Origin of the sequence: Janthinobacterium sp. EB271-G4-3-2, from assembly GCF_020858035.1 — a bacterium.
Classification (GTDB): domain Bacteria; phylum Pseudomonadota; class Gammaproteobacteria; order Burkholderiales; family Burkholderiaceae_D; genus Janthinobacterium; species Janthinobacterium aestuarii.
On the sequence record NZ_JACYMG010000003.1, the window covers coordinates 365,980 to 392,743 of the forward strand.

The window sequence follows — 26,764 nt, forward strand, 5'->3', positions numbered from 1 at the left end:
CGTTGGCGATGACCTTCATGTTGGCGGTGTTGAGGGTCTGACCCCGGCATTAACTATGCCCACTACTGCGCACCCACCAGCGCCGTGACGCGGATCGTCTTGGTTTCCGGCACTTCCGCATGCGACAGCACTTTGAGTTGCGGCAAGGCGCGGCGCAGGAAGCGCGACAGCAGGGCGCGCAGCGGCGCCGGCACCAGCAGCACCGGCGTCAGGCCCAGCGCTTCCTGCTGCTGGGCAGCCAGGCCCGCCTGGTGGGCGATGGTGTCGGCCAGGCCCGGCTCGATGCCGGCGCCGTCACCGCCATTGCCCATCGCCTGCATCAGCAGGCGCTCCAGGCGGCTGTCGAGCGTCATCACGGACAGCTCGGCCGCACCGGGGAACAGTTGCTGCACGATGGCGCGGCCCAGGGACACGCGCACCAGCGCCGTCAGCTCATTCGGGTCTTGCGTGCTGACCGTGTACTCGGCCAAGGTTTCGATGATGGTGCGCATGTCGCGGATGTGCACACCCTCGGCCAGCAGGTTCTGCAGCACTTTTTGCAGGGCCGACAGCGACAGCATCTTCGGCACCAGGTCTTCCACCAGGCGCGGCGCATCCTTGCCCAGGTGGTCGAGCAGCGACTGCACTTCCGCGCGGCCCAGCAGCTCGGACGCATGCGAGGTGATCAGATGATTCAAGTGCGTGGCCACCACGGTGCCCGCATCGACGACCGTGTAGCCCATCGATTGCGCCTGGTCGCGCAGGCTGGCGTCGATCCACGTGGCGGGCAGGCCGAACGCGGGGTCGCTCGTGGCCAGGCCCGGCAAGGTGCCGCTGGCCATGCCGGGATTGATGGCCAGGAACTGGCCGTTGAACGCTTCGCCCACGCCCACTTCCACGCCCTTCAAGGTGATGCGGTAGGCGGACGGCTTCAATTCCAGATTGTCGCGGATATGCACGGGCGGCGCCAGGAAACCCACTTCCTGGGCAAATTTCTTGCGGATGCCCTTGATGCGCTTGAGCAATTCGCCGCCCTGCGTCTTGTCGACCAGGGGAATCAAGCGGTAGCCGACTTCCAGGCCCAGGGTGTCGACGGGCATGATGTCTTGCCAGCTGGCTTCTTCCTGCTCGGGCGCCACCGTGGCTGGCGGCGCTTCGGCCGGCTTTTCGGCCGCTTCTCTTTCCTGCGTGCGCTTCTTGCTGATCAAATAGGCGGAACCGGCCAGCAGCGCGGCCAGCAGCAGGAAAACCATGTTCGGCATGCCGGGGATCAGGCCCATGCCGCCGATGATGCCGGCGGTAATGTACAGCACTTGCGGTTTGGCAAACAGCTGGCCCACCAGCTGGGTGCCGATGTCCTGTTCGCTGGCCACGCGCGAGACGACGATACCGGCCGCCGTGGAAATGATCAGCGAAGGAATCTGCGCCACCAGGCCGTCACCGATGGCCAGCAAGGTGTAGTTCTTGAGCGCGTCGGCAAAACCCATGTCATGCTGCAGCAAGCCCACCAGCAAGCCGCCGACGATATTGATGACGGTCACCAAGATGCCGGCGATGGCGTCGCCGCGCACGTATTTGCTGGCACCGTCCATGGCGCCATAGAATTCCGCTTCCTGCGCCACTTCCGTGCGGCGGCGGCGCGCTTCGTCTTCGCCGATCAGGCCGGCGTTCAGGTCGGCGTCGATGGCCATCTGTTTACCAGGCATGGCATCCAGCGCGAAGCGGGCGCCCACCTCGGCGATACGGCCCGCGCCCTTGGTCACGACGGTAAAGTTGATGATCGTCAAAATAATGAAGACCACGATACCGACCGTGTAGTTGCCGCCGATCAGGAAGTGACCGAACGCCTCAATCACCTTGCCGGCCGCGTCGGCGCCCGTATGGCCTTCCGTCAGCACCACGCGCGTGGACGCCACGTTCAGCGACAGGCGCAGCATGGTCGACACGAGCAGGATGGTCGGGAACGCCATGAAGTCGAGCGGCTTGACCGTGTACAGCGCCGTCAGCAGCACGATGATCGATAGCGCGATATTGAAGCTGAAAAAGATGTCGAGGATGAAGGCGGGCAGCGGCAGCACCATCATCGCCAGCAGCATGATGATGATGATCGGCGCGGCGAGGCCCTTGCTGGCGTTGCCTTTCAATCCGCTGAGCCAGGCTGGCATGGTCAGGCCGTTCATGGTGTGCTTCCTTTATTCTTGTCTGCCGCGTCTGCCGCGGGTCTGGTCTGCGACGCGGGGTCGAGAGGGTCGAGCTCGGGCGGCACATCGAGTTTTTTCGGCTTGTCGGGGCGCTCGCCATGGCCGCTGCCGTAACTGCGCAGCTGGAACACATAGGCCAGCACTTCGGCCACGGCGCCATACAGCGCCTCGGGAATCTCGTCGCCGATGTCCGTGTGCTTGTACAGCGCGCGCGCCAGGGCCGGCGCTTCCAGGATGGCGACCTTGTGTTCTCCGGCCAGTTCGCGGATCTTCGCCGCCACCTCATCGATGCCCTTGGCCACCACCTGCGGCGCGCCGCGCGAATTCTCGCCATACTTCAATGCCACCGCGTAATGGGTAGGATTGGTTACCACCACGTCGGCCGTCGGCACGTCGGCCATCATGCGGCGGCGCGACATTTCATGCTGCATCTGGCGGATCTTCGCCTTGATCTGCGGATTGCCGTCCGACTCCTTCGCCTCTTGCTTGACTTCCTGCAAGGACATTTTCATCTTGTTGGCGTAGTGCCACATCTGGTACGGACCGTCGATGGCGGCGATCAGGCCGAGCGCGCCGACGATCAGCAAAAAGGCCGTGATCAGCAAGCTGATCAGATGGGCCGAACCGGCGCGCAGCGATTCCACCGACAGGCCCAGCACGGCGTCCTTTTGATGCTGCATCACCATCCAGGCGACGACGCCGACGACGAGAGTCTTGGCGATGGCCTTGAGCAACTCCACCAGCGCATTCTTCGAAAACATATTGCCCAGGCCGCGAATCGGGTTGAGCTTGCCAAAATTGGGGGTAAACGCCTTGGAGCTGAACAGCCAGCCGCCCACCAGCACGGGCGAGGCCAGGGCGACGAGCATGATGGCCGCGGCGTACGGCAGGCAGGTCAGCAAGACCGAGCCCACGTCGTAGCCGATGCGCAACATCATCGCGTCGGGATTGAGTATCTGCTCCCGGTCCAGGGTCAGCCCGGAAACCATGACGGCCGTCAGCCGCCGCACGATGGCGTCGCCGGCAAACCACAGGCAGCAGCCGGACGCCATCAACACCGTAAACGTGGCCACTTCACGCGATCGCGGAACGTCGCCTTCCTCACGCGCCTGCTCGAGGCGCTTCGGTGACGCGGCTTCGGTCTTTTCTGCGTCGCTGTCTTCCGACATCAATCAACTCCGGTGAAGTCCTGCGGCCTGGCTAGGCGCAATACGGACTGGGCATGGAGCATTATCGGTTCAATCAACACAACGCCATCAAGGGAAAAGGGGGGCAATTGCCCTCCTTTTCCCTTGCCTATACTAAAGGCGCCGCAGGCGCCCATTTCAGAGGGGACCGAAAAATGGTCAGGACAAGGCGCAGCCCCGAAGACAGTACGAATGGCACGGCGAGGGGCTGCAACGCAGTCATGGGCATTTTCTCGGGTCACTAACGATTTTTTCGCGCCTCGGCCTGCTTCACCGTCTGTTCGATGGCGCCAAACAAGGATTTACCGTCGTCGCCCAGCATTTCCAGTCGAACAACATCGCCGAACAGCAGATACGGCGTACTGGCGACGCCATCGGCGATCATCTCCTGGTTACGTCGCTCAACGATGCTGGAAAACCCCTTCTTGACTTCCTTGTTGGCGACGCCGCCCGCGCTGACCACGCTGCCGGCGCGCGCGTTGCGCGTCTGGCACAGGTGCGCCAGCAGTTGCGGATAATTGAAGGCCATGTCGGCGCCTGCGTGGGGCTGGCCCGTCAACTTGCCGTTCAGGCTGCAGCGCAAGGCGTAATGCACCTTGCCGCCGCGCCAGGCGTCGCCCAGCTCGTCGGGCGTGATGGCGACAGGCGAGCAAGCCATGGCCGGCTTCGCCTGCAGGAAGCCGTAGCCGCCGGCTTGCTCGTCGGACGCCAGGTTGCGCAGCGTGATGTCGTTGACCAGCATCAACAGCTTGATGTTCAGGTGCGCCTGGTCCGGCGTCGAGCCCATGGCTACGTCGTCCGTGATGGCGGCGATGCCTGCCTCGTAATCGATGCCCCACTGCTCGTGCGCCAGGGTGATGGCATCGTGGGCGCCGAGGAAATCGTCGCTGGCGCCCTGGTACATCCTTGGAGCATCGCGCAGATTGGCGGGCGCTTCAAGTCCCGCCGCCTTGCAGGCCCGCTCGATCTGCTGCAGGTAGGACGCGCCCGCCACGCGCAGGCTGCTGCGCGGCAAGGGCGCCATGCAGTTAGCCGGGTCGAACTCGAAGGCGCGATGGCCGCGGCCGCTATTGATGGTCTGGTACAGCAAGTCCAGCTGGGGCGCGATGAAGCTCCAGTCGTCGAGCGCCTTTTGCAGGGTCGAGGCGATGCCATCGGCCAGGTGGGCCGTTTTCAGGTCGCGCGAGACGACAGCCAGCTGGCCATCGCGCGTGCCATCGTTCAGGGTAGCTAATTTCATGTGCGGAAAACTTCGTCAAAAGCAGGCAATAGGAGGCTAAAGACGCCAAAAAGCCGGGATATCCCCGGCTTTGACGATCAGAAGAGATTTACGCCAGCAGCGCCAGTTGCTCTGGAGTGAGATAGCACCACTCTCCTTCGGCAATACCCAGCGATTCCAGGGTCAGGCTGCCGATGGCGGAACGGTGCAGCGCGCTGCAATGGTTGCCGGCGGCAGCCAGCATGCGCTTGACCTGGTGGTATTTGCCTTGCTCGAGCACAATTTCCAGCTGGTGCTCTCCGCGCTTGACGCAGACGAGGGCTGCCAGCGGAGCCGGCTCATCGTGCAATTGCACGCCGGCCAATAACAGGGCCACCAGTTCATCCGTCACGGGCTCCTGCGTGGTGGCCTGGTAAATCTTGGGAACGTGGCGCTTCGGCGACGATTGTGCATGGATAAACGGCCCATCGTCGGACATCAACAGCATGCCGGTCGTATCGTGATCGAGCCGGCCGACGGGCTGGACTTCGCGCCAGGTGAACTGTTCCGGCAGCAGGGTCAGCACGCCAGGGTGATGGCTGGGCTTGCGCGAGCATTCGAAGTTGGCGGGCTTGTTCAGCGCCAGGTACAGATGCGCGCGGTAGACCCACTCTTCTTCGAACACGTGCAGCACCAGGCCTTCGGTCTCGACGGTGGTGCGGTAATTGGTCTGGGTGACGCCATCGATGACGACATCGCCATCTTCGATGAGGGAACGACAATATTTACGGGTGCCAAAACCCTGCGATTGCAGGATGCGGTCTAGGGATAATTTACTCATGGGCGTGACTTTACCAGAAGCGGCTGGCAGCGTGAAGCGGCCGCGCGCGCGGCCTGCGCAAGGCCGCCGAGGGCGCACCAGCCTTGCGCATGCACAGATGAGCTGAAGTACAAGGTGAGATTTCGATATAAATGGCCAATTCCTTTGAGCAATATCAAGCGCTCGGAATATCGCATTGATAGACTGAAACTTCGTTAGGAATCCGCCTAACGAGCTTTAGGAATAATAACCAAGCAACGACACACAAGGACATTGTATGAAGCATACCGATACCATCGCCTTACAAGGCAGCATCGCCGACATGCGCCTGCGCATCGCTACGGAACAGGCGGCCATGCACAAGGTCAGACTCGGCGTGGCGCGCTGGAGCAGCGCCCTGGCGCCGCAGGATGAGGACGCAACATCATCACCAGCGAGCCAGACGCATTGGCATGCCGAAGCGCAATGCCATTTCATGTGCTGGCTGGAACTGGGCGGTTTTGCCCACCCGGATGCGGATGCGGTCGCGGAAACCGGCAACGTGACGGCGCCCGTCATGGTGGACACAGCGCCCGAGATCAGTTCCGGCGCCAACGCCAGTGCCGGCGCAGCGCCGGCCCGGCAGGCAGACGCCCTGCCCGCGCACTGCAACGGCTGCGTCGTCTGAGCGCGCCCCATCCAACCGGCCATGCCCTGCCCTCGCATGCCTGCCTTGCCAGCACGCCCAACTCCAACATCGAACCACACTTGCCCATTCGGCACGAACGACGCACAAAAGGAAACGGCGGCATTGCGCCGCCGTTCCCAAGCCCCATCGGGACTTTAGTGAGGAATGTAAATTCACTCAAAACCACATCTGCGATGCGGCGAGTAGTTCCAGGACCTGCCAATCAAGTTAGTACTGACAACATAGTTGATATATCGCCCCTCCTTGAAAAGAACTACGGTTTCACTATAGCCCAAGCAGCCCCATTTTCAAGCCAATTTACCACCTTATTGAAAATCATTCTCGATTGGCTTGCTTGCCAGCCAAGAGTGATGTCCTCAGCGCAACGCCGGTTGTGACTGCTGCACGGCCGCCTTCATCGCGCCCGCGCCCATGGCGGCGCCAAACTTTTTGAGCACCCGTTCCGGCAAGCCTTCATGCTGCGTATAGTCGACGATGTCTTCCGCCTTGACGACGTCGCGCGCCACGCTGTCGACCGTGCCGAAATCGTCGGCCAGACCCATTTCCACGGCTTTCGCTCCCGTCCAGTACAAGCCGGAGAAGGTATCGGCCGTTTCTTTCAGGCGCTTGCCCCGCCCCGCCCGCACCACTTCGATGAATTGCTGGTGGATTTCATTGAGCATGCCTTGCGCATATGCCTTGTGCTTGTCCGTCAGGGGGCTGAACGGGTCCATGAAACCCTTGTTCTCGCCCGCCGTCAGCAAACGGCGCTCGACGCCGACCTTTTCCATCACGCCCGTAAAGCCGAAGCCATCCATCAGCACGCCGATGGAGCCGACCACGCTGGCCTTGTTGACGTAGATGCGGTCGGCGGCGGCCGCGATGTAATAGCCGCCCGAAGCGCACATTTCATCGACCACCACATATAAAGGCTTGTCCGGATAGCCCTTGCGCAGGCGCTGCATCTCGTCGACGATCATGCCGGCCTGCACGGGGCTGCCGCCCGGACTATTAATATGCAGCACCACGGCCACGGAGCCGGCATCGGAAAACGCCTTGTCCAGCGCGGGGATGACGACGGCGGCCGAGCCGCTGCCTTCGGACTCGATGGCGCCATTGATGTCGATCAGGGCCGTGTGGCGGCCCAGGGTTTCGCTGTCGTCGGCCGTGTTGTAGTCATAAAACACCCACAGGGCGAACAGCACGATCAGCAGGCCGAAGATCTTGAAAAAGATGCTCCAGCGGCGGTGCGCGCGTTGCTCTTGCAAAGTGGCAAATACCAGCTTTTCCAGCACGTCGCGCTCCCAGTTCCCCGCAGGGACGCCGTGGCTGGCGGCTGGCGCGCTGCTGTCCAGCTTGTCATTCGTGTTATCGCTCATGATTCACTTTGTTTAAATTGCAATAAGGCCTGCCCCGGCCTCAGGCCGGCAGCGGCTGTACATACTCGTCGGGTTGCCAGTACAGCTGGCCATCGCGCTCGGCCACGGCGATCGGACGCAAACGTCCGCCCTTGCAGGGACCGCCCGCGCACAAGCCGCTTTCCGGCACATAGATGGCGCCATGCGTCGAACACATCAGGTACAAGCCGCTGGACTCGAAAAACTCGCCTTCGGCCCAGTCCAGTTCAATCGGCACGTGGGCACAGCGGTTCAGGTAGCCATACGCCTTGCCGCCATGGCGCACGACAAAGCCCGTGGTCGCTTCGCCACCGGCCGAAACGGGAAAGCGCACGCCCTTGCCGCCATCGGCCACGGCGTCGGCCGCACAAATCAACACTTCCGCAACATCAGTCATCATGCGTGCTCGCTCAGCCATTGATGCAGGTCGGCCACCGTGGCGGCCGAATACAGTGGATTGCAGGCTTGCAACTGCGCCACCGGATGCGCTCCATACTCTACGGCAATACCCGCCGCGCCGGCATTGCTTGCCATCAATAAATCATGGCTGGTGTCGCCAATCATCACGGTACGCCGCATATCCTGCCCCAGTTCGCGCGTCAGTTCCTGTAGCATGGCCGGATGGGGCTTGGAAAACGTTTCATCGGCGCAGCGCGTCGCATCGAACAGGGACAGCAGCTTGACGGCATTCAAGGAGCGGTTCAGGCCGACACGGCTCTTGCCCGTGGCGACGGCGAGAAAGTACGCTTGCTGCGACAGTTCCTGCAGCATCTCGTGTACGCCGGGAAACAGGGTCAGCTCATGGTCGCGCGACAGATAGTGATAGCGGTAGCGCTCGGCCATGCGCGCATGGTATTTCGGCTCCACGTCCGGCATCACCAGCTGCATGGCTTCCTGCAAGCCCAGGCCGATCACGTGCGAAGCGAGCAACTCGGTGGGAATGGGCAAGCCAAGGTCTTTGGCCGATGCCTGGATGCACTTGACGATGGTCGAGGTACTGTCTATCAGGGTACCGTCCCAATCGAAGACGATCAGATCAAATTGCTTTCTTGCCATGTTTCCCGACAGCATAGCCGCCGGCTCCTTGAGAATGAATGATGGCGACTGACTACCTTGTGAGTAGTGTCGCGCGCACGCGCTGCATACTTATCGTGCGGCAACGGCCAATGGTTTGCCCAAGCTTACCAAGAAACGCTCGCATTCGGCAGCCAGCGGCGCGTTCAGGGTCATCGTCTTGCCCGTTTCCGGATGCGTAAACGTGATCTGGTGCGCATGCAGGAACATGCGTTTCAGGGCGCCGCGCGTGCTGTCGGCCTTCAACAGGGCACGGTTGAGGGCAAAGTCGCCATATTTATCGTCGCCGGCGATGGGGAAACCGGACGAGGACAGGTGCACGCGGATCTGGTGCGTGCGTCCCGTCTTCAATTCCGCCTCCAGCAAGGCGAAGTTGTGATATTTATGCAACAGTGAAAACACCGTGTGCGACGCCAGGCCATCGGCCTGCACGGCCACCCGGCGCTCGCCTTCGGCCGTCGTATATTTATGCAGCGGCAACTTGATATGCTGGCGCGCATTCTTCCAGTCGCCGGCCACCAGCACCAGGTAGCGCTTGTCGGTGACGCCGTCGCGCATCTGCTCGTGCAGATTGGTCAGCGCCGTGCGTTTCTTTGCCAGCAACAGCAGGCCGGACGTGTCGCGGTCCAGGCGGTGCACCAGTTCCAAAAACTTGGCGTCGGGGCGCGAAGCGCGCAATTGCTCGATCACGCCGAACGACACGCCCGAGCCGCCATGCACGGCCACGCCGGCCGGCTTGTCGATGACGAGCAGCTGCGCATCTTCGAAGATGATCTTGAATTCGGCGGCTGGCGCGCCCGTAGGGGCCTTTTCGGCCACGCGCACGGGTGGAATGCGCACCACGTCGCCGGCGGCGAGACGGTACAACTGATCGATACGGCCTTTATTGACCCGCACTTCTCCCGATCGCAAGATCCGGTAGATGTGGCTTTTAGGCACTCCCTTGCACACTCTTAATAAGTAGTTGTCGATGCGCTGGCCTGCTTCTTCCTCGGCGATCGTTACGAATTGGGCTTGCGGCTGAACCGGGGGTGTTGAAGGGGGAACAACATCATTTTGACTCTTCATTTACTATGTCTTCCCAGAAATCTCTCTAAGTCCTTCATTTTGAATATATAATTGTTTTTGCTGCGGCCCTGGCTGCTGCGAGTGTAAGAATAAAAGCACATTTTACACAGGGGCGTCTCCACCGGCCTCGCCAAATTGCAAATTCGGTGGAAAAAAATGTATATGCACCATCCCTGCGCGAATCAAGGTTGCACCGTAGTTGTAATCGGATAACGCGTGGAGATGCTGAAGTGAGTGTGGGATTATAAGGATAAGTACCCGTTAGCGCGACTTATCGAGTCGGGCTCGCGGGTTGATGAAGTTGATAACGCTTGCCGTTTTCGCCAAACCCCGTATGTGGCCAAATACTGAGGGTTGTCGATGATAGGCTGAGGCCAAGCCTCGCCATCGCGATCCCTGTAATGAGCCGGCTAACGATTTTGGCTCTGAATTTGCTGACCACTTGCATTCTCTGCCCCCGATGCAGTTCATTCTCATCCGGGCTGTTTCAGATGAGTTGCAAGTGTCCTGTGCACTCGGCATGACGATCGACCTCACCGCGCCTGTTGCGGCCGTAACGTATACCTCGTACGCGTTGTTGCTCCGCACGCCTGGGCATTTCCCCCGCCAGCACTCCCGTTCTCGCATATATCCCTGTACTTCGCCGCTTCCCCGGAAGCGGCTTTGAGATGGCCTACGGGTCGCGGAGTTATAAAAATGAAACGCATGTTGTTTAATGCCACGCAGCAAGAAGAACTGCGCGTAGCGATTGTCGACGGACAAAAACTGATCGACATCGATATCGAGACAGCCGGGCGCGAACAGCGCAAATCCAACATCTACAAGGGCGTGATCACGCGCATCGAGCCATCGCTCGAAGCGTGCTTCGTCAGCTATGGCGAAGACCGCCACGGCTTCCTGCCTTTCAAGGAAGTTGCCCGCACGTATTTCCGCGAAGGCGTCGACGTGCGTAACGCTTCCGTCAAGGAAGCGCTGCGCGAAGGCCAGGAAATCATGGTGCAAGTGGAGAAGGAAGAGCGCGGCAACAAGGGCGCCGCCCTGACCTCGTTCGTCTCGCTGGCCGGCCGCTACCTGGTCCTGATGCCGAACAACCCGCGTGGCGGTGGCGTATCGCGCCGCGTGGAAGGTGAAGAGCGCCAGGAATTGCGCGAAACCATGGATAAACTGGACTTGCCAGCTGGCATGTCCGTGATTGCCCGCACGGCAGGCATCGGCCGCAACGTCGATGAACTGCAGTGGGATTTGAATTACCTGATGCAACTGTGGCGCGCCATCGAAGGCGCCGGCAAGTCGGCCAACGGCGCTTTCCTGATCTACCAGGAATCGTCGCTCGTCATCCGCGCCATCCGCGACTACTTCCAGCCCGACATCGGCGAGATCCTGATCGACACCGACGAGATCTACGACCAGGCGCACCAGTTCATGAGCCACGTGATGCCCGACATGGTGCACCGCGTAAAACGCTACAGCGACGACGTGCCGCTGTTCTCGCGCTTCCAGATCGAACACCAGATCGAAACGGCGTACAGCCGCACCGTGCCGCTGCCATCGGGCGGCGCCATCGTGATCGACCATACCGAAGCGCTGGTCTCCGTCGACGTCAACTCGGCCCGCGCCACGCGCGGCTCGGACATCGAGACGACCGCCTTCAACACCAACTGCGAAGCGGCCGAAGAAGTGGCCCGCCAGCTGCGTTTGCGCGACTTGGGCGGCTTGATCGTCATCGACTTCATCGACATGGAAGTGGCGAAAAATCAGCGCGAAGTGGAACAGCGTCTGAAAGATGCGCTGCACCATGACCGTGCCCGTGTACAAATGGGCAAGATCTCGCGCTTCGGCCTGATGGAACTGTCGCGCCAGCGCCTGCGTCCTTCGCTGTCCGAAGGCTCGCACGTGACGTGCCCGCGCTGCTCCGGCACCGGCCACATCCGCGATACGGAATCGTCCGCCCTGCAGGTGCTGCGCATCATCCAGGAAGAGGCGATGAAGGAAAACTCGGCCACCATCCACGTGCAAGTGCCCGTGGACGTGGGCGCCTTCCTGCTCAACGAAAAGCGCGGCGAAGTACTGAAAATCGAGAACCGCCACCGCATCGCCGTGATTCTGATCCCGAACAAGCATCTGGAAACGCCGCATTACAAGCTGGAACGCATCAAGCACGACGACCCGCGTCTGGAAGACAGCCAGGCCAGCTACAACCTGGCGGAAAGCGCTGAAACCGACATGGCGTACAGCAAGCGCCAGAAGGAAGAAGCCAAGCCGCGCCAGGAAGCCGTCGTCAAGACGATCACGCCTGACCAGCCGGCACCGCTGGTCGAGCGCAAGCCCGTCGAAGCGAAACCGGCTCCAGTGGCCGCGCCTGCCGCACCACAGGGCCTGATCGCCAAGATCATCAGCTTCTTCACCGGCGCCCCGGCACCGGTGGCGCCCGCGCCCGCTCCTGTCGCACCAGCCAAGCCGGCCGGCGCCGACCGTGGCGACCGCAACAGCCGTGGCCCGCGTGGCCGTGGCCGCAACGGCAAGCCTGGCCGCGAAGAACGCGAACCAGGCCAGGGCCGTCCAGCCCAGGACGATGCAGCGAAAGAAGCGGAAGCACTGGAAAAAGCGGCCCGTCCGCCACGTCCACCGCGTCCGCCACGCGAACCGCGTGAAGCGCGCGAGAACGGCGATACGGCGGCAGCACCGCGCGAACGCGGCGAACGCCCTGAACGCGCCGAGCGTCCGGAACGCGCGGAACGTCCTGAGCGCGCCGAGCGTCCGCCACGCCAGCCACGCGAAGCGCGCGAACCACGCGCCGACAAGGCTGTTGTTGCTGAAGTGAAAGCTGAAGAGCTGGCACTGGTTGGCGCCACCGCCAGCGCAGTGAATGTCGTCGTGCCGTCAAACGGTCCTGAATCCGACGCCGCACCGGCGAATCTGCTGAAAGCGCCGGCGAATGCCGGTCCTGAAGGCGAAGAGACGGAAAACGACGTGGAAGGCGAAGAACCGCGCCGCCGCCGTCGTCGTGGTGGCCGCAACCGCAACCGCCGCGACCGCGAAACGGGCGAGCTGATCGAATCGGCAAACGGTGACAACGAAGGCCAGGACGCACCAGTGATCAGCTTTACGGTCGCTCCGGCGCCGGAAGCTGCCGCTGATGCCGCTGATGCCGCTCCAGTCGCCGTCGTGGCCGCCGCCGCTGTCGTCGCCATTGCCGCACCAGTGGAAGCCGCATTGGATGCCGCTCCTGCCGTCGTGGCTGAAGTCGTGGAAGTGGTCGAAGTGGTCGAAGTGGTGGAAGTGGCCAAGGCTGAGGAAGCCGCACCAGCGGCTGAAGTGATCGTGCCGCCGGCCCCTGTGGAAGCCGTCGTTGCTGCAGCGCAAGCTGAACCAGCCGCTGCCGAACCAGCACCAGCTGCCGAGTACAGCTTTGCCGAGAAAGCGCAAGCTGCACCGGCGCCAGCGCCTGCTCCAGCGGAAGTCATCGCCGAAGCGGCCCCAGTCGTGGAAACGGCAGCTGCCGTGGAAACCGTCGCCGTGGCTGAAGAAGTTCCAGCAGCAGCGCCAGTCGCCGAAGCGGCGCCAGCCGTGGTGGAAGCTGCCCCGGTGGTAGCCGAAGCGGCTCCCGCTCCAGCTCCCGTCCCTGCTCCGGCACCAGCACCAGCACCAGCGCCTGTCGCTGCTCCCGCTCCTGCTCCTGCTCCTGCCGCACCGCTGGACTTGAGCGCGGTGCTCGGTTCGGCCGGCCTGACCCTGGCTGCCACCGATCCGGAAAAACTGCGCCTGGCGCAGGAAGCGGCCGCGAAGGCAGTCGCTCCGGTCCGCAAGCCACGCGAACGCAAGCCATTGCCGCCGCAATCGGATGAGCCGTTGATCCAGGTCAACACGCAACGTCCATAAGCGTGCCGGGTTCGCCCAGCCGCCAATGATGAAAGGGGGAGCTCAGGCTTCCCCTTTTTTATGTCCACTTTTTTGCTGCCCTCCACCCGCCATGCACGAGAACGCCAATCTGCCTCCCGCCCCCGTCAGCCTGCGCAGCGCCTTCCGGTACTGGCTCAAGCTGGGCTGCGTCAGCTTTGGCGGCCCCGCCGGGCAAATCGCCATGATGCATGCGGAACTGGTGGAAAAGCGGCGCTGGATTTCCGAGCAGCGCTTCCTGCACGCTCTCAATTACTGCATGCTGCTGCCGGGGCCGGAAGCGACCCAGCTGGCCATCTACATCGGCTGGCTGATGCACCGCACGCGCGGCGCCCTCGTGGCGGGCCTGCTGTTTTTGCTGCCCTCGCTGCTGGTGCTGATCGCCCTGTCCTGGCTGTACATGGCGTATGGCCACGTGGGCGCCATCGCCGGCGTCCTGTACGGCATCAAGCCGGCCGTCGTCGCCATCGTGCTGGCGGCCGCGTGGCGCCTGGGCCGGCGCACCTTGCGCAGCCCCGCCCTGATCGCCATCGCGGCGGCCGCATTTGTCGCCATCGCCGCGCTACAGCTGCCATTTCCACTGATCGTGCTCAGCGCCGCCCTGCTGGGCATGGCGGGCGGGCGCTGGCTGCCGGGCCACTTTCATGCCAACGGCGCGTCGCATGGCGGCGCGGCCCGCTACGGCGCCGCCCTGATCGATGACGACACGCCGACGCCGGACCACGCGCGCTTCCGCTGGCCGCGCCTGCTTGGCACGGCCGCCGTGGGCCTGGCGCTGGCCTTCTTCGTCTGGCTGGGCCTGGCGCTGGCGGGTGGGGCGGACCAGCCGCTGGCGCAGATGGGCGTGTTTTTCAGCAAGGCGGCCCTGCTCACGTTCGGCGGCGCGTATGCCGTGCTGCCCTACCTGGTGCAGGGCGCCGCCGACCACTACCACTGGATCACGAGCGCGCAAATGATGGATGGCCTGGCGCTGGGCGAAACGACGCCCGGCCCGCTGATCATGATCGTCGCCTTCATCGGTTTTGTCGGCGGCTGGAGCCATGCCGTAACGGGTGAGCAGCTGTGGCTGGCGGGCGTGTGCGGCGCGCTCGTCGCCAGCTGGTTTACTTTCCTGCCCTCGTTCATCTTCATCCTGGCCGGCGCCCCCCTCGTGGAAGCGTCGCGCGGCAATCTGCGCCTGAGCGCGCCCCTGACGGCCATCTCGGCTGCCGTGGTGGGCGTCATCGCCAGCCTGGCCCTGTTCTTTGGCCGCCATGTCTTCTGGCAAACAAACCCGCTGCCGCACTGGGACTGGGTAGCGATTGCCATCGCGCTGGCGGCCGGCGTGGCGCTGATCAAGTACCAAGTGGGCACCATCAAATTGCTGCTCGCCTGTGCCATCTTCGGCCTCGTGCTATCGTATCTGCCTTGACCGATTTTACGTAAGTGGCATGACCTTTCATGGCTGACAAGATTATCTACCTCGCCGAAGCCCGCAATGGGGCACCGGCGATCCCCGCGACGCTGGAAAATCCCAGCGGCAGCGTGGCCGACAGCCTGGGCCGGTCCCTGCACGACTTGCGCATCTCGATTACCGACCGCTGCAATTTCCGTTGCGTGTATTGCATGCCAAAAGACGTGTTCGACAAGAACCACGTGTATCTGCCGCATACGGATTTGCTGTCGTTCGAGGAAATCACGCGCATCGCGCGCCTGTTCGTTGAACACGGCGTGGAAAAGATCCGCCTGACGGGCGGCGAGCCGCTGCTGCGCAAGAATATCGAAAAGCTCATCGCCATGCTGGCCGCCCTGCGCACGCCGTCGGGACAGCCGCTGGACCTGACCCTGACGACCAACGGTTCCTTGCTGGCCAGAAAAGCGCAAGCCTTGAAGGATGCGGGCCTGAACCGCGTGACCGTATCGCTCGACTCGCTCGACGACGCCACCTTCAAGCGCATGAACGACGTCGATTTCGCCGTCGCCGACGTGCTGCACGGCATTGATGCGGCGCACGCCGCCGGCCTGGGGCCCATCAAGATCAACATGGTCGTCAAGGCCGGCATGAACGAACAGGAAATCGTGCCCATGGCGCGCCACTTCAAGGGCACGCCGTACATCCTGCGTTTCATCGAATACATGGACGTGGGCGCGTCGAATGGCTGGAACTTGCAGGAAGTCATCCCGTCCGCCGAAGTCGTGCGCCGCATCGCCTTACACATGCCCTTGCTGCCCATTAACCCGAACTACACGGGCGAGACGGCGGCGCGCTGGCGCTATGCCGATGGCGGCGGCGAGATCGGCCTCATTTCCAGCGTCACGCAAGCGTTCTGCGCCGACTGCAGCCGCGCCCGCCTCTCGACCGAGGGCAAGCTGTACACGTGCCTGTTCGCCAGCAGCGGCCACGACTTGCGCAGCCTGCTGCGCGGCGGCCGCAGCGACGCGGAAATATCCTCGGCCGTGGCGCAGCTGTGGCGCGGCCGCGGCGACCGCTATTCGCAATTGCGCACCAGCCAGACGGATTTGACGGGCGGCACACTTGAGCACGGTAAAAAGAAAGTGGAAATGTCGTACATCGGCGGCTGAATCCGGCGCGGCGCCCGCCCCGCGCTGCTACCATGGCGCATGCACCAATTTCCCTACCTGACATGATCAACAAACACGACATTACCGGCCTGATCCTGGCCGGCGGCCTCGGCACGCGCATGGGCCAGCGCGACAAGGGCATGCTGTGCCTGCATGGACAGCCCCTGGCCCGCCACGTGCTGCAGCGCCTGGCGCCGCAAGTGGGCCAGCTGGCCATCAGTGTCCACGCGGATGCCGGCGATTACGCGCGCTTCGGCCTGCCCGTGTGGCCCGACGCGCTGCCGGGCCAGCTGGGTCCCCTGGCCGGCCTGCACAGCGGCATGCGGCACGCCGGCACGCCCTACCTGCTCACCGTGCCGTGCGATTCGCCCCTGCTGCCGCCCGATCTGGCAGCGCGCCTGGCGGCCGGTTTGACGCAGGACAATGCCGACCTGGCCATCGCCGTCACCGAAGAGCTTGATCCGGCGACGGGATCGACGGTGCGCCGCCCCCATCCCGTCTTTTGCCTGGTGAAAACATCGGCCCTGCCCCAGTTAGACTCGTATCTGCGCGGCGGCGAGCGCCGCATGCGTACCTGGCATGGCCCATTGAGACTGGCCGAAGTGCTTTTCGAGAACAATGGCGCATTCGGCAACATCAATACCCCGGACGAGCTGGCCGCCCTGCAGGCGCAGGGATTGAGCGTGCCGATGGCGCAAGCCATCCTGGCCGACACCGCCGCCCCCGTCGCCGAGATCGAGGAACTGCCGCTGCCGCAAGCGTTCGAGCGCATCCTGGCGGCCGACATCATTTCGCCCATCAGCGTGCCCGCGCACGACAATTCCGCCATGGATGGCTATGCGCTGCACGGCGGCGACCTCGGTGGCGACACGCCAGTGACTTTGGCCGTGGTCGACACCATCCTGGCCGGGCGTCCCGGTACGGTCAAAGTTGAGCGCGGGCAATGCGCGCGCATCATGACGGGCGCCGTCATGCCCGACGGCTGCGACAGCGTGGTGCCGCAGGAACTCGTGCTGCAAGCCAATGAAACCAGCATCACCATGGCGCCGGACTGCATCCGCCCCGGCGACAACCGCCGTTTCAAGGGCGAAGACTTGATGCAGGGCCAGCCTGCGCTGCTGCAGGGCAAACTACTCGGACCGGCCGAACTGGGGCTGCTGGCCTCGCTGGGCATCGCCACGGTGCCCGTGCGCCGGCGCCTGCGCGTGGCCTTCTTTTCCACGGGCGACGAATTGCGCTCGATCGGCGAGCGGCTCGACGCGGGCTGCATTTACGACAGCAACCGCTACACCCTGCTGGGCATGCTGACCCGTTTGGGCTGCGAAGTGCTCGACATGGGCATCGTCAAGGACAATCCGCAAGCGCTGGAAGCGGCCCTGCGCGGCGCCTGCGCCAAGGCCGACGTCATCGTCACCTCGGGCGGCGTGTCCAGCGGCGCGGCCGATTTTACGCGCGAGATCCTCGCCCGCCTCGGTGACGTGGCCTTCTGGCAAATCAACATGCGCCCGGGCCGCCCCATGGCCTTTGGCCGGATTGCCAGCGAGGGCGACACGGCCTTGCTGCTGGGTCTGCCCGGCAACCCCGTGGCCGTGATGGCGGCGTTTTATTTCCTCGCCCGCCCCACCCTGCTGCGCCTGATGGGCGCCGATGCGGACACATCCACCCCGCCGCTGCTGCAGGTGGCGGCGCAAGCGCCCATCCGCAAGAAACGGGGCCGCACGGAATACCAGCGCGGCATCGTCGAACGCGACGCCGATGGGCGCCAGCACGTGCGCGTGACGGGTGCGCAAGGCTCGGGCATCCTGCGTTCGATGACGCAAGCCAATTGCATGATCGTGCTGCATGAAGCGCAAGGCCACGTGGCGGCCGGCGACCTCGTCGATATTGTGCTGTTCCATGGGCTGATATGAAGCTGATACTGGTAATGGCCCTGCTGCAGGGCATGACGGCATATGCAGGCGAAGTCCGCAGCAATGGCTACGCGGCGCGCTTCGACGAGCGCATCGAAACGGCGCCAGGCGACTTGCACGGCGAAACCGCGGGCGGCATCCGCCTTGTGCGCACCAGCGACCAGGCGCTCATGTGACAGGAAAACACGCCCTTGCGCCCCGGCTGCGGCAACGTTGCGGCCGTGACCGCCATCAATGATCGCTACATGGCCCTGTGCGGCCACCTGGGCGGGCGCCATTACACGCAGAAGATCATCTTCACGCAAGGCAACTCACTCTCCATGGCCAGCATCGACCAGTACGATTCGCCCAGTCCCGTGCGCGTGGAGCCCAACGGATCGCTGGCCATCGACGTCCTGCGACGCGACCTCTTCCCTGGCGAACTGACGGGTCCGCATTACTTCCACACTGTGTACCGCTTGCGCCACGATGACGCCACGTTCGGCTTCGTCCCCAGCTTTGATGGCGATGCAGCCGAGCGCTACTGGCTGCACTACCGGGTCACGCGCCAGGCGGCGCCTGCGGCTGAGGTGCTGCCAGAACTGCTGGCGTCGCTGCTGGCGGCCCAGTCCGGCAAGCAATCCATCTGCGCGGAACTGGACACGCTGGCCGCAGATTTGCAGCAAGGGCGACAGTACGATGCGCAAGGCGCGCGCACCTTGATGCGCCGGTGGCTGCACAAGCTGCCCGCCATCGGCTACCCCGCTTTCGATACGCAAGCCTGTCCAGGCCGCATCTAGCACGCATTCCTGGCCTCACCGCCGCCTGCCGGCGGCGCCCCCGTCCAAGCTCCACCTCATTCCCACCGGCCCGCCCTGCGCGGGCCGTTTGCATTTCCCCATTGCAATCAATTCCCCTGTGCGGCAGACGTTTCCCCATCGAGATAAAAATATCAATCATTTCCCATTAAAACAAATCAATAAACACAACACTAATTGTAATAATTTTATTTATTAGTTGATATTGAAGTTTCTTCGGTGATAACATTCAAACTCATGCAAAAAGTTCAATTTTGATATTGTTTTCACGAGGAACAACAATGAGACACAGCTCATGGATCGCGGGAGCCAGCTTGCTGGGTACGGCCTGCCTGCTTGCCACCTTGTCCCTGGCGCCCATGCCCGCCTACGCGAAAGGCATCGCGCGCGCCGATGTGCTCGATAACTGCAACTGGAATCGTCCCGGCGTCGACCCGTTCATGGGTGACGTGGTGGCGGCCGTGGACCGCTATACGGATATCGCGCCGCCCGTGCGCGAACAATTGAAGGAGCGCATGCGTGCGCGCCAGTACGATGAGATCGTGGTGATCAGCCGCGACGCCATCCGCGGCAAGGGCAATTACAACGCGCGCATCAGCGACATGCATTTCGGCCCTGGCCGCGTCTGCCGCAATGTCACGCGTGCGGGCTGGAACGAGCAGATGCAGGAACGGGGACTCGTGTATTGCGTGCAAGGCCAGTGCATCCTGGTGCCGACGATTTGCCGCAACGTCAGCCGTATCACGCAGGCGCCCGCATCGGCGCCGCCAGCGGCCGGCGCGGCTCCCGGTGGTGCCGCTCCCGGCGGTGCGGCACCCGTTGCCGCCGCGCCCGCTGCCCCGGAAGCGGCAGGCGTGCCCCTGATCGACAATCCCGACGCCTTGCGCGGCGGTTCCTTCACGGGCGGCGCCATGCCGCCCGAGGTGGCCAGCATTCCTTTCCTGCCCTTCGATTATGTACGTACCGCCGGCGGCATCACGCCGCCTGCCGGCATGGGCGGCGGCGGCGGTGGCGGCGGTGGCGGCGGCCTGCCGCCGGACCGGGGCAGCAGCATCATCGTGCCGCCCACCGTGATCATCCCTAGCTTGCCACCGACGGTGCCGACCGTCTTGCCGGCCGTGCCGGAACCGCAAACCTGGGGCATGCTGCTGGCGGGACTGGCGCTGATCGGCTACAGCGCGCTGCGCCGCCGCACCACGCGGGCGGCCTGAGGCGGCGCGCTACTCGCCGTCGCCGGCGTCCGCCTTACCCAGCAGCAAGGCGGCCGCCTCGCCCGGCAATGCTTCCACGGATTTCAATTTGCGCGCCATCTGCCGGCTGCGCACTTCCGCGCTTTCGATGTTTTTCGCCGCCTTTTCCAGGGTCAGCCGGGTTTGCGACAGCACCTCGCCGAACTTGCCGAATTCCGTCTTCACGGCGCCCAGCACTTGCCACACTTCGGACGAGCGCTTTTCCAGCGCCAGGGTGCGGAAACCCATCTGCAGACTGTTGAGCAAGGCCGTCAGGGTGGATGGCCCGGCGATGCTGACCCGGTGCACGCGCTGCAATTCGTCGGCCAGTCCCGGGCGGCGCAGCACTTCCGCATACAGCCCCTCGGTAGGCAGGAACAGGATGGCAAAGTCGGTGGTCAGCGGCGGCGCCAGGTATTTCTCGGCGATGGTTTTCGCTTCGCCCCGCACGGCCCGCTCCAGTTCGCGTCCGGCCAGGGCCACGCCGTCCGCATCGGCCCGCTCGGCCGCCTCGACCAGGCGCTCGTATTGTTCCTTGGGAAATTTCGCGTCAATCGGCATCCACACGGGCGGCCCGCCGTCGACCATGCCCGGCAGTTTCAGGGCGAATTCCACGCGCGCGCCGCTGCCCGGCAAGGTTTCCACGTTTTTCGCGTACTGGTCGACAGTGAGTACCTGCTCCAGCAGCATTTCCAGCTGCACTTCGCCCCAGGTCCCGCGCGTCTTGACGTTGGTAAGCACCCGCTTCAAATCGCCCACGCCCAGCGCCAGCTGCTGCATCTCGCCGAGACCCTGGTGAACTTTTTCCAGCCGTTCCGACACTTGCTGGAACGACGCACTGAGGCGCGTTTCCAGGGTGGCGTGCAGTTTCTCGTCGACCGTCTTGCGCATCTCTTCCAGGCGCGCGCCATTGTCGGCCTGCAAATCGCGGATCTTGTTCTCGAGCGTGGCACGCACTTCCAGCATGCGCTGCGCATTCGATTCCGTCAGCTGCGCCAGAGTTTGATTGGTACTCTCGGCGAAGCGCGCCAGGCTTTGCGCCTGTTCTTCGCGCCCGACCTTGCCCTGCGCCTGCATCTGCGTGCGCAGGCTGTCGAGCTGTTGCAGGGTCGCCGCCTGGAATTGCGCCAGGCCCGCCGCCAGGTCTTGCCGCGTGGCTTGCGCCGACGCCTGCAGCTGCAGCCGCACTTCGCGCTCGACCCGGTCGATGCGTTCCAGGCTTTGCTGCTGGTGCTGCTGCACCAGGGCCAGGGTGGTGGCGCCGTCGCCGGCCGCGCCGCGCGGGCGCAGCAAGATCAATAGCAACAAGACGATGGCGACGATGGCGGCGCCCAGCAGGCTGTAAAACTCGATTGGGCTCATGGGTGTCAGTCAGGTTTGTTGCGCATCCAGTCGGCCGTCTGATAGAACGATTCCATCAGGCGCACGCGCAAGGCTTCTTCGATGCCTGTGTCTTCCATGGCCCAGGCCATGGCGCGCAGCCACTGGTCGCGCTCGCTGGTGCCGATGGCGTACGGCAAATGACGGGCGCGCAGGCGCGGGTGGCCGAATTTCTCGATATACAAATCCGGTCCGCCCATCCAGCCCGTGAGGAAGAAATACAGCTTGTCGCGCGAGCCATCCGTCGACGGCGGATGCATGACGCGGATGCCGGCGAACTCGGGCTCGAGTTCCATCAAGTCATAAAAACGGTCGACCATTTCGCGCAGCACGGGGGCGCCGCCGATGGTCTCGTACAGGGTGGGGGCAGTGGTATCAGTCATGGCCGCCATGATAGCGCAAGCGCTGGCGGCCCATGCGGCGCCAGCGCCCTCTGCCGCAATAAATGGCAATATACTTGACTAATCAAGCTTTTATCAAATACTATGCAATTTTAAACCCGAGACAAAACAGCATGTCAACCACCACCCAACCTCGTTTGCTACGCAATACCAATTTCCGCTGGCTGCTCGGTGGCGGCCTCGTATCCATGCTCGGTGACCAGTTCAGCATGCTGGCCCTGCCCTGGCTGGTGCTGAGCCTGACAAACGATAGCCTGAGCCTGGGCATCGCCGTGGCCCTGATGGGCGCGCCGCGCGCCGTGCTGATTTTGCTGGGCGGCACCATCGCCGACCGTTATTCGCCCCGGCACGTGCTGCTGCTGAGTAAATATGCGAACGCCGCCATCCTGCTGGCACTGTCCGGCCTGTTGATGCTGGACCAGGCCAGTGTGGCGCTCGCGTATGCGGCCGCGCTGGCGCTGGGCATCGCCTCCGCCTTCGGCATTCCCGCCGGCACCGCCATCCTGCCGCAAGCCGTGCCGCCGCAGGCGCTGCAGACGGCCAACAGCCTGCAGATGGGCGCGCGCCAGTTGTCCTTGCTGGCCGGCCCGCTGCTGGCGGCGCTCGTGCTCGGCGCCCACGATGGCGGGCAGCACACCTCCATGGCGGCGCTGGCCGCCGCCTTCGCCATCGATGCGCTGACGTTTCTGTTCTCGGCCTGGACCTTGCGGCAAGTCACCTTGCGGCCACAGGCCGCCGCCGCGGCGCAGGGCATGTGGCGCGACATGGCGGCCGGCCTGTCCATGGTGTGGCGCGACCTGCCCTTGCGCAGCTGCTATGCCTACTGGGCCGTGGTGGCCTTCTTCGTCATGGGTCCGCTGCAAGTGGCCCTGCCCGTGCTGGCCGGCGAACGCCTGCACGGCGCCCCGGCGCTCGGTTTGCTGATGGGCGCGCACGGCGCGGGTACCCTGGCCGGCATGCTGGCATTCAGCCTGGGCGGCGCCTGGCTGCGCCGCCGCTTCGGCGCCACCCTGCTGGCCGTCGATGCCATCGTCGCCATCCTGCTGATGGCGCTGGGGCAAATCGATACAGCCTGGCAAGGCGCGGCCTTGCTGGCCGTCACGGGATTGCTGGGCGGCTACGTGCAGGTGGCCATCTTTACCTGGATACAGCGGCGCGTGGCGCCCGCCATGCTGGGCCGGGCGATGGCGCTGTTCATGGGTATCTTCCTGGGGTTGGCGCCGCTGTCGGCGGCGGCCACGGGCGCGCTGCTGCGCCACCTGCGCGTGGGCGAACTGTTCTGCGCCGGCGGCGCCCTGCTGCTGGCCGCCGCCATCGCCGCCGCCCTGCTCACCGATATTGCCCGCATCGCAAGCACCGACCACGTCACCCAAGCTTGAGGAAGTCTCACCATGGATAAAACACAGCAAGCTGCCTTGAAAGCAGCTTACCGGCAACAAGCGCCCGCGCTGGGCATCATCGCGCTGCGCCACCTGCCCAGCGGTCGCACCCTGCTCGAACGCAGCCGCAACGCGCCCGGCGCGCTGAACCGCCACCGCTTCGAACTCGCGCTGGGCTCGCACCGCAATGCGCGCCTGCAGACGGACTGGCGGCGCGATGGCGAGGCGGCTTTTCGCTTCGACATCATCGACACCGTCAAGCCATCGGCCGATCCCGGTTTCGATGCGGACGCAGAACTGGACGCCCTGCTGGCGCTGCACCAGGCGCAACTGCAGGAGCAGGGGCAATCGCGCTATTGAGCGGCCATGCTTTACACTTGCGCACTCACGCACTGCGCAGCAAATGAAAAGGACGCCATGACCGATCACACTTCACCGCCGCCGGACGGCGGCAGCGCGCTGGACTTTTGCCTGCGCCTGGCACGCGCCCAGGCCATGCTCGTGCGCCGCTTCGACAGCACCTTGGGCAATCTGCATGGCTTGAGCTTTGGCGATTATCAATTGCTGTACCACTTGCAGCGCGCGCCCGGCGGACGCCTGCGCCGCATCGACCTGGCCGAGCGCCTGGCGCTGACGGCGTCCGGCATCACGCGCTCGCTGATGCCGCTGGAAAAAATCGGTCTGGTGGCGCGCCAGGCCGATGCGCGCGATGCCCGCGTCGGCTACGCCGCCATCACGGCCGCGGGACTGGCATTGCTGGCGCACGCGAATACGACGGCGCACGCGCTGGGCCAGGAATTGCTGGGCAATGCCAGCGCGGAACAACTGGCGCCCCTGTCCCGGCTATTGAACGGCATCGCGGGCAACCAGCCCGGCCAAGTCTGAGGTCTACACCAGCGCCAGCTTGCGCAGGCGCCGCGTCGATGGCCAGCGCGCCATGCCCGTCTCGTCGCGGATGGCGGCGCAGGCGTCCAGCACCCTGGCGCACTCGTCCTCGCGCAAGCCCGCATTCAGGGTCAGGCGCACCAACGAGCGGTTTTTCGGCGTGGCCGGCGCGCAGAACACGGCGCCGTAGATGCCGTGCCGCTCCAGCGCCTTGCGCAGGATCAGGGTATCGGGTTCGCTGCCCGCTTCCAGCGCGATGATCTGCTCGGTGCCGTCGCTGACGTTGTAGCCCAGGTCCATCAGCCCCTGGCGCAACTGCACGCTGTGGCGGTGCAGCGCGGCGCGGCGGCCATCGGCGGCGCGGATGAAGTCGAGCGCCGCGTCGAACCACGCCAGCTCGTGCTCGAGCAGGCAGGAACTGAAGATGGCGGGCCGCGAAGCGGACAAAAAATATCCCTTGAAACGGGCCGAACAGGTAATCAGCCCGGCCCGGCCCGCAAACGCCTTGGCCAGCGACGCCGTGCGGAAATGCACGCGCTCGGCCAGGCCCAGCTCCACCACCAGCCCCGCGCCCTGCGGGCCGTGCGTACCCAGCGAGTGCGACTCGTCGACGATCAGCATGCTGCCGCTGCGCTCGGCGATTTCCACCATCTCCAGCAATGGCGCCACGCTGCCATTCGTGCTGTACAGCGCGTCGACGATGATGATGCCGGGGCCATGCTTGTCGAGCTGGCGCTGCAGGTGGGCGCCATCGTTGTGCAGAAAAGCAACAGGCACGGCTTGCGCCGATTGCACGCCCTCCCATAGCGAAGCATGGGCCTGCATGTCGAGGTACACGGGGATGCCGGGCCCGGCCAGGCTTTGCAGCAAGCCCACGTTGGCGGCCCAGCCCGATTGCGCCAGCACGCACGCTTCGCTGCCCAGATAGTCCGCGAATTTTTGTTCCAGGCGGTGCTGGCGGCTGCCTTCCTGCAGGAAGACGGACGACATCAGCATGGCGCCGCCGCCCTGCAAGACGCGCGCCTGGGCCGCCAGCAGCGCCGCCTCGCCGGCGATGTTCAGGTAATCATTACCTGCCAGCATGACCGCACTGGCCGGCATGGCCTGCCATTCATGCAAATGCTGGCCGCCAAGCAGCTTCTCGATACGCTCGACGTAATGTTCATCCATGCGCGCGCGCACAAAGGCGGGCATCCGTTGTTCGGCGTGGACGTCGCGGGACGACAGAGGGGAAATGGCGTTTAACATAGGAACTCCTGATTGGTTGCGGGGGAACTACCGCGTCCAACATGCGCGAGCCATCGGGCAAGAGTTTGATACAACTCAACAGTTATGCTGATATCCTGCTGATACAGAGGGAACCCGCCGATCATGTTGCATTGACACGCTTCAACAAACACGCCCCCTTACCATGATGCATGCGCAGTCCCCTTCCGGAAAACGATGGCAAGGCAAGCTGCTCCAGCCTTTCCTGCATTTCCACGACGCCATCGAACACACGCCTGTGCGGCGCGCCCAGGTGCGTACGCTGGCGCTCATCGGAGCGCTGGGCATGCCCCTGTACTACGCGCTGTGGCATTATTTCTTTCCGCAGGAATACGAATCGCCGCTGCTGCGCATCATCGCCGCGCTGCTGTTCCTGCCCGCGCTATGGCCCGACCGCTTCAGCAATACCTGGTTCAGCGTCTACCTGTTCCTGGGGCTGACCTTCGAACTGCCGTTTTTCTTCACGTACATGTTCCTGATGAACCATGCCTCGACCATGTGGGCGCATTCGCTGCTGGTGGCGCTGGTCGTGCTGTTTCACTTCGATACGCGCATCGCCATACTGGCCTACCTGAACGGCACCCTGCTGGCCTGCCTGGCGTTTGCCGTGGCCGGCGATCCCGCCTTCCTGCTCAGCGGCAGCGTCTTGCAGCAATTGCCCGTGCACTGGTTCACGATTGCCGTGCTGTCCGTGGTCAAGGTGGGACGCAACGTGGGCGCGCAAGAGAAACTGGCCGGGCTGGCGGCTGGCCTGGGCAGCGTGGCGCACGAATTGCGCACGCCGCTCGTCAGCGTCGAGGCGAACGTGCGCGGGCTGCAGCGCGGGCTACAGCAAAACATGCAAGACCAGCCACCGGACGCGGCCAGCCTGGAAGCGCTGGCACGCATCCAGTTCGAAGTGCGCCATATGCACCACATGATCGATCTGTTCCTGCTCAGCGCCAGCGCCGTCAACCGCAAGCTCGAAGCGAACGAAGCGGTGGCCATGCACGACAGCGTGGCGGCCGTGCTGCGCCGCTATCCGTTTACCAGCACGGCCCAGCGCGACATCGTCAAGGTCGACGTGCGTGCCGATTTCACGTTTCCCGGCCAGTCGGAGCTGTGCGTGGTGATCCTGCTGAACCTGCTGCGCAATGCCTTGAAAAGCATCCACCGCGCGGGCAAGGGCCGCGTGCGCATCATCATCGATGGCGCCCATCCCGTGCCGCGCCTGCTGTTCATCGACACGGGCTGCGGCATCGCCGCCAGCCGCCTGCCGCTGATCTTCGACCGCTTCTATTCGTATCCCTCGCACAACGGCAGCGGCATCGGCCTGGCCCTGTGCCGGCAAATCATGCAAGCCTGGCAAGCGCGCATCCGCTGCGTCGCGCGCGAAGGCGCCTACGCCATCTTCGTGCTGGAATTTCCCCAGCCCCTGCCCGTGCCCACGCACAACCGTTTTCCATCCATCCACCGCGCGAGGTGACG

At 64.0% G+C, this 26,764-nt stretch carries 23 protein-coding genes; 12 read left to right on the forward strand and 11 right to left on the reverse strand.

The annotated features are described in order from the left end of the window. Window positions 1-62 precede the first annotated feature (62 nt). The 4 genes from flhA to IGS55_RS09515 form a co-directional block, all read right to left on the reverse strand. Window positions 63-2,159: a flagellar biosynthesis protein FlhA gene (gene flhA / locus IGS55_RS09500; protein ID WP_329958136.1), complete on the reverse strand. Its 2,097-nt coding sequence runs from the start codon at window positions 2,157-2,159 to the stop codon at window positions 63-65. Beyond that, the gene (gene flhB, locus IGS55_RS09505) at window positions 2,156-3,349 is read right to left on the reverse strand and encodes a flagellar biosynthesis protein FlhB (RefSeq protein WP_230517228.1); all 1,194 of its coding nucleotides are present in this window, start codon (window positions 3,347-3,349) and stop codon (window positions 2,156-2,158) included. Before flhB ends, flhA begins: the two co-directional genes overlap by 4 nt. A 259-nt stretch (window positions 3,350-3,608) precedes the next feature. Then, on the reverse strand, window positions 3,609-4,607 hold the full coding sequence (locus IGS55_RS09510; RefSeq protein WP_230517227.1) for a fumarylacetoacetate hydrolase family protein: 999 nt from the start codon (window positions 4,605-4,607) through the stop codon (window positions 3,609-3,611). 88 nt (window positions 4,608-4,695) lie between these two features. After that, the gene (locus IGS55_RS09515) at window positions 4,696-5,406 is read right to left on the reverse strand and encodes a pseudouridine synthase (protein ID WP_128142190.1); all 711 of its coding nucleotides are present in this window, start codon (window positions 5,404-5,406) and stop codon (window positions 4,696-4,698) included. 256 nt (window positions 5,407-5,662) lie between these two features. Here IGS55_RS09515 and IGS55_RS09520 point away from each other — a divergent pair, with 256 nt between their 5' ends. Beyond that, window positions 5,663-6,052, forward strand: a complete 390-nt coding sequence (locus IGS55_RS09520) for a hypothetical protein (protein ID WP_230517226.1) — start codon at window positions 5,663-5,665, stop codon at window positions 6,050-6,052. A 377-nt stretch (window positions 6,053-6,429) separates the two neighbouring features. Here IGS55_RS09520 and IGS55_RS09525 read toward each other — a convergent pair whose 3' ends face one another. The 4 genes from IGS55_RS09525 to IGS55_RS09540 all read right to left on the reverse strand — a co-directional run bounded on the left by IGS55_RS09525 (window position 6,430) and on the right by IGS55_RS09540 (window position 9,591). Then, complete coding sequence (locus IGS55_RS09525; RefSeq protein ID WP_230517225.1) at window positions 6,430-7,431, reverse strand: S49 family peptidase; 1,002 nt, start codon at window positions 7,429-7,431, stop codon at window positions 6,430-6,432. A 40-nt stretch (window positions 7,432-7,471) separates the two neighbouring features. Further along, window positions 7,472-7,849, reverse strand: coding sequence for a Rieske (2Fe-2S) protein (locus tag IGS55_RS09530; RefSeq protein WP_181878030.1), 378 nt, complete (start codon window positions 7,847-7,849; stop codon window positions 7,472-7,474). Then, a complete protein-coding gene (locus tag IGS55_RS09535; protein WP_034754241.1) occupies window positions 7,846-8,505 on the reverse strand; it encodes an HAD-IIIA family hydrolase in 660 nt (219 codons plus the stop codon). The genes IGS55_RS09530 and IGS55_RS09535 overlap by 4 nt, the downstream gene beginning before the upstream one ends. A gap of 90 nt (window positions 8,506-8,595) precedes the next feature. Then, window positions 8,596-9,591, reverse strand: coding sequence for an RluA family pseudouridine synthase (locus IGS55_RS09540; RefSeq protein ID WP_034754116.1), 996 nt, complete (start codon window positions 9,589-9,591; stop codon window positions 8,596-8,598). 696 nt (window positions 9,592-10,287) lie between these two features. Here IGS55_RS09540 and IGS55_RS09545 point away from each other — a divergent pair. The 7 genes from IGS55_RS09545 (at window position 10,288) to IGS55_RS09575 (ending at window position 19,968) form a co-directional block, all read left to right on the forward strand. Continuing rightward, entirely contained in the window at window positions 10,288-13,470 is a 3,183-nt protein-coding gene (locus tag IGS55_RS09545) for an Rne/Rng family ribonuclease (RefSeq protein WP_230517224.1), read from the forward strand. Window positions 13,471-13,561: 91 nt separating this feature from the next. Continuing rightward, on the forward strand, window positions 13,562-14,899 hold the full coding sequence (gene chrA, locus IGS55_RS09550) for a chromate efflux transporter (RefSeq protein ID WP_230517223.1): 1,338 nt from the start codon (window positions 13,562-13,564) through the stop codon (window positions 14,897-14,899). Between the two features lie 29 nt (window positions 14,900-14,928). Further along, complete coding sequence (gene moaA / locus IGS55_RS09555) at window positions 14,929-16,050, forward strand: GTP 3',8-cyclase MoaA (RefSeq protein ID WP_230517222.1); 1,122 nt, start codon at window positions 14,929-14,931, stop codon at window positions 16,048-16,050. Between the two features lie 62 nt (window positions 16,051-16,112). Continuing rightward, the gene (moeA, locus tag IGS55_RS09560) at window positions 16,113-17,960 is read left to right on the forward strand and encodes a molybdopterin molybdotransferase MoeA (RefSeq protein ID WP_230517221.1); all 1,848 of its coding nucleotides are present in this window, start codon (window positions 16,113-16,115) and stop codon (window positions 17,958-17,960) included. Beyond that, complete coding sequence (locus IGS55_RS09565; protein ID WP_230517220.1) at window positions 17,957-18,136, forward strand: hypothetical protein; 180 nt, start codon at window positions 17,957-17,959, stop codon at window positions 18,134-18,136. Before moeA ends, IGS55_RS09565 begins: the two co-directional genes overlap by 4 nt. A 45-nt stretch (window positions 18,137-18,181) precedes the next feature. Beyond that, a complete protein-coding gene (locus IGS55_RS09570) occupies window positions 18,182-18,739 on the forward strand; it encodes a hypothetical protein (RefSeq protein ID WP_230517219.1) in 558 nt (185 codons plus the stop codon). Between the two features lie 299 nt (window positions 18,740-19,038). Further along, the gene (locus tag IGS55_RS09575; protein ID WP_230517218.1) at window positions 19,039-19,968 is read left to right on the forward strand and encodes an MHFG family PEP-CTERM protein; all 930 of its coding nucleotides are present in this window, start codon (window positions 19,039-19,041) and stop codon (window positions 19,966-19,968) included. Between the two features lie 9 nt (window positions 19,969-19,977). Here the strand turns inward: IGS55_RS09575 and rmuC are convergent, their stop codons facing one another. After that, the gene (rmuC, locus tag IGS55_RS09580) at window positions 19,978-21,348 is read right to left on the reverse strand and encodes a DNA recombination protein RmuC (RefSeq protein WP_230517217.1); all 1,371 of its coding nucleotides are present in this window, start codon (window positions 21,346-21,348) and stop codon (window positions 19,978-19,980) included. Between the two features lie 5 nt (window positions 21,349-21,353). Continuing rightward, entirely contained in the window at window positions 21,354-21,749 is a 396-nt protein-coding gene (locus IGS55_RS09585; protein ID WP_230517216.1) for a group II truncated hemoglobin, read from the reverse strand. 131 nt (window positions 21,750-21,880) lie between these two features. On the opposite strand from IGS55_RS09585, the gene IGS55_RS09590 reads away from it, so the two are divergent. The 3 genes from IGS55_RS09590 to IGS55_RS09600 are packed head-to-tail and all read left to right on the forward strand — an operon-like array spanning window position 21,881 to window position 24,031. Continuing rightward, window positions 21,881-23,146, forward strand: a complete 1,266-nt coding sequence (locus IGS55_RS09590) for an MFS transporter (protein WP_230517215.1) — start codon at window positions 21,881-21,883, stop codon at window positions 23,144-23,146. A 12-nt stretch (window positions 23,147-23,158) separates the two neighbouring features. Further along, window positions 23,159-23,506 (forward strand): GIY-YIG nuclease family protein, encoded by a 348-nt coding sequence (locus IGS55_RS09595; protein ID WP_230517214.1) that lies wholly within the window; start codon window positions 23,159-23,161, stop codon window positions 23,504-23,506. Window positions 23,507-23,563: 57 nt separating this feature from the next. Next, window positions 23,564-24,031, forward strand: a complete 468-nt coding sequence (locus IGS55_RS09600) for a MarR family winged helix-turn-helix transcriptional regulator (RefSeq protein ID WP_230517213.1) — start codon at window positions 23,564-23,566, stop codon at window positions 24,029-24,031. Between the two features lie 3 nt (window positions 24,032-24,034). Here the strand turns inward: IGS55_RS09600 and cqsA are convergent, their stop codons facing one another. Beyond that, the gene (gene cqsA, locus IGS55_RS09605; protein ID WP_230517212.1) at window positions 24,035-25,279 is read right to left on the reverse strand and encodes an alpha-hydroxyketone-type quorum-sensing autoinducer synthase; all 1,245 of its coding nucleotides are present in this window, start codon (window positions 25,277-25,279) and stop codon (window positions 24,035-24,037) included. Between the two features lie 163 nt (window positions 25,280-25,442). Between cqsA and IGS55_RS09610 the strand changes: the two genes are divergently transcribed. Further along, window positions 25,443-26,762, forward strand: a complete 1,320-nt coding sequence (locus tag IGS55_RS09610) for a sensor histidine kinase (RefSeq protein ID WP_230517211.1) — start codon at window positions 25,443-25,445, stop codon at window positions 26,760-26,762. The last annotated feature ends 2 nt before the right edge of the window (window positions 26,763-26,764 follow it).

What these genes read in the sequence shown, in the direction of transcription:
- IGS55_RS09540 (WP_034754116.1), bottom strand. Translation starts at nt 9,591, where the DNA reads ATGAAGAGTCAAAATGATGTTGTTCCCCCTTCAACACCCCCGGTTCAG.
- IGS55_RS09525 (WP_230517225.1), bottom strand. Translation starts at nt 7,431, where the DNA reads ATGAGCGATAACACGAATGACAAGCTGGACAGCAGCGCGCCAGCCGCC.
- IGS55_RS09510 (WP_230517227.1), bottom strand. Translation starts at nt 4,607, where the DNA reads ATGAAATTAGCTACCCTGAACGATGGCACGCGCGATGGCCAGCTGGCT.
- IGS55_RS09535 (WP_034754241.1), bottom strand. Translation starts at nt 8,505, where the DNA reads ATGGCAAGAAAGCAATTTGATCTGATCGTCTTCGATTGGGACGGTACC.
- IGS55_RS09530 (WP_181878030.1), bottom strand. Translation starts at nt 7,849, where the DNA reads ATGATGACTGATGTTGCGGAAGTGTTGATTTGTGCGGCCGACGCCGTG.
- IGS55_RS09590 (WP_230517215.1), top strand. Translation starts at nt 21,881, where the DNA reads ATGTCAACCACCACCCAACCTCGTTTGCTACGCAATACCAATTTCCGC.
- IGS55_RS09520 (WP_230517226.1), top strand. Translation starts at nt 5,663, where the DNA reads ATGAAGCATACCGATACCATCGCCTTACAAGGCAGCATCGCCGACATG.
- chrA (WP_230517223.1), top strand. Translation starts at nt 13,562, where the DNA reads ATGCACGAGAACGCCAATCTGCCTCCCGCCCCCGTCAGCCTGCGCAGC.
- IGS55_RS09515 (WP_128142190.1), bottom strand. Translation starts at nt 5,406, where the DNA reads ATGAGTAAATTATCCCTAGACCGCATCCTGCAATCGCAGGGTTTTGGC.
- cqsA (WP_230517212.1), bottom strand. Translation starts at nt 25,279, where the DNA reads ATGTTAAACGCCATTTCCCCTCTGTCGTCCCGCGACGTCCACGCCGAA.
- IGS55_RS09595 (WP_230517214.1), top strand. Translation starts at nt 23,159, where the DNA reads ATGGATAAAACACAGCAAGCTGCCTTGAAAGCAGCTTACCGGCAACAA.
- moeA (WP_230517221.1), top strand. Translation starts at nt 16,113, where the DNA reads ATGATCAACAAACACGACATTACCGGCCTGATCCTGGCCGGCGGCCTC.
- rmuC (WP_230517217.1), bottom strand. Translation starts at nt 21,348, where the DNA reads ATGAGCCCAATCGAGTTTTACAGCCTGCTGGGCGCCGCCATCGTCGCC.
- IGS55_RS09600 (WP_230517213.1), top strand. Translation starts at nt 23,564, where the DNA reads ATGACCGATCACACTTCACCGCCGCCGGACGGCGGCAGCGCGCTGGAC.
- IGS55_RS09545 (WP_230517224.1), top strand. Translation starts at nt 10,288, where the DNA reads ATGAAACGCATGTTGTTTAATGCCACGCAGCAAGAAGAACTGCGCGTA.
- flhB (WP_230517228.1), bottom strand. Translation starts at nt 3,349, where the DNA reads ATGTCGGAAGACAGCGACGCAGAAAAGACCGAAGCCGCGTCACCGAAG.
- flhA (WP_329958136.1), bottom strand. Translation starts at nt 2,159, where the DNA reads ATGAACGGCCTGACCATGCCAGCCTGGCTCAGCGGATTGAAAGGCAAC.
- IGS55_RS09610 (WP_230517211.1), top strand. Translation starts at nt 25,443, where the DNA reads ATGATGCATGCGCAGTCCCCTTCCGGAAAACGATGGCAAGGCAAGCTG.
- IGS55_RS09565 (WP_230517220.1), top strand. Translation starts at nt 17,957, where the DNA reads ATGAAGCTGATACTGGTAATGGCCCTGCTGCAGGGCATGACGGCATAT.
- IGS55_RS09575 (WP_230517218.1), top strand. Translation starts at nt 19,039, where the DNA reads ATGAGACACAGCTCATGGATCGCGGGAGCCAGCTTGCTGGGTACGGCC.
- IGS55_RS09585 (WP_230517216.1), bottom strand. Translation starts at nt 21,749, where the DNA reads ATGACTGATACCACTGCCCCCACCCTGTACGAGACCATCGGCGGCGCC.
- moaA (WP_230517222.1), top strand. Translation starts at nt 14,929, where the DNA reads ATGGCTGACAAGATTATCTACCTCGCCGAAGCCCGCAATGGGGCACCG.